This is a genomic window from Halopseudomonas sp. Lyrl_26 (assembly GCF_051948695.1).
In the GTDB taxonomy this organism is placed as follows: Bacteria; Pseudomonadota; Gammaproteobacteria; order Pseudomonadales; family Pseudomonadaceae; genus Halopseudomonas; species Halopseudomonas formosensis.
Genome location: NZ_JAYJLH010000038.1, coordinates 1 through 566, shown reverse-complemented (window position 1 = coordinate 566; position 566 = coordinate 1). Strand labels below are relative to the sequence as shown.

Annotated in this window: 1 protein-coding gene; it reads left to right on the top strand. The window is 66.1% G+C overall.

The genetic code is table 11. The annotated features are described in order from the left end of the window. Positions 1-566 (top strand): type VI secretion system tip protein TssI/VgrG (gene tssI, locus VF673_RS15000; protein WP_440292524.1); only part of this gene is annotated, 566 nt, incomplete at both ends.

Below are 566 nucleotides of genomic sequence, written 5' to 3'. Positions count from 1 at the left end.
CCCCGGCCGCTTCACCGACCGCAGCCGCGGCAAGCACCTGGCCCAGCGCAGCCTCGAGCGTCACCGCAGCGACTACCGCCAGGCTGCCGGCCACAGCGACCAACCGACTCTGCGCAGCGGCCACTTCCTCGAACTGCAAGGCCACCCGAGAGACAGCTGGAACGACCTCTGGCTGATCACCGACATCCACCACGAAGGCAAACAGCCTCAGGTCCTCGAAGAATCCATAACGAACGAAGGACTCTCAAACGCTGCGGGTTTAACCCCCTCTCCCCTCGCGGGAGAGGGCTGGGGAGAGGGGGAAACAGACCCCACCTTCACCCAAGGCTACCGCAACCACTTCACCGCCACCCCCTGGGCCACCCCTTACCGGCCAGCCCTCGCTCACCCCAAACCAAAAGTACTGGGCACCCAAACCGCCACCGTCACCGGCCCCGAAGGCGAAGAAATCCACTGCGACAACCAGGGCCGCATCAAGGTCCAGTTCCACTGGGACCGCGAAGGCCAGGCCGACGCCCACACCAGTTGCTGGCTGCGGGTGGCCAGCAGCTGGGCCGGCAACCACT